1 pseudogene is annotated in these 805 nt (G+C 78.1%); it reads right to left on the bottom strand.

Annotation, left to right across the window (positions count from 1 at the left end):
* Positions 1-805 (bottom strand): annotated as a pseudogene (locus tag O3Q52_RS53715) (hypothetical protein); the annotation flags it as partial.

The raw sequence follows: 805 nt of genomic DNA, 5'->3' as shown, positions 1-805 counted from the left end.
CCGATCTGGGGTCGGCTTTGCCGCGCCGGGTCCGCCACCGGCGCGCAGTGGACCGGGCGGTGGGCCGGACCCGGGCGAGGTGGGTTCGCCGAGGTTCTCGGCCGGACTCGCGCCGGGCGTCGGCGCCGAGTGGGATTGCCCGGCACGGTCCGGAGGGCCAGGGACGTCGAGTTCGCCGCCGTTGGTGCGAGGGCCGGGTGGCCCGCCGGGCTTCGGCGTATCGGGGCGGTTCCGGTTCTCGGCCGGACTCGCGCCTTTCGCCTCGGGGACGGCGGCGGTTCGAGCCGGGCCGTCGGCCCGGTTCTCACCGGGCGTCGAAGGAGCGCCGGGATCCGTGGTGCTGGGACCGGCGGCATGGTCCGTCGTGTCGGATGGCCAGGAAGGGCCGGGCTCGCCGGTCGCCGGGGCCGGCCGCGGGACCGGCCGTGTCACCAGCGGGCGGCCGCCGGTGAGCCTTGTGCCGGTGCCGGTGCCGGTGCCGGTGCCGGCGTCGGCGCCGGCGTACGGGACTGTCACCGCCGTCGCGCCCGCCGCGGCCATCACGTGGGGGCGGGTGCCGGGCCCCGTGAGCGTCGCTCGCAGCCTTCGTCTCACGCCGGCGCCCAGCGGAGTGAGCGTCACCTCGTGGCGCGGTCGCAGGCGTTCGGCCGCCAGGCGCAGGGCCTCGTACGGGCCGCCAGGGAAGCGGCCCACGAAGATGGCCAGGAGGCCGATCAGGGCCGCCGCGACGCCGCCGCGTGCTCCCGCGTCCAGGCCGACCAGGAGGGCCGCCGCGAGCAAATCGCCGACTGCGTCCTCGGCGCGC

It is taken from the genome of Streptomyces sp. ActVer (assembly GCF_027270795.1).
GTDB lineage: Bacteria > Actinomycetota > Actinomycetes > Streptomycetales > Streptomycetaceae > Streptomyces > Streptomyces umbrinus_A.
The sequence above is the reverse complement of the archived record's forward strand: the minus strand, read 5'-3'. Positions and strand labels throughout refer to the sequence as shown.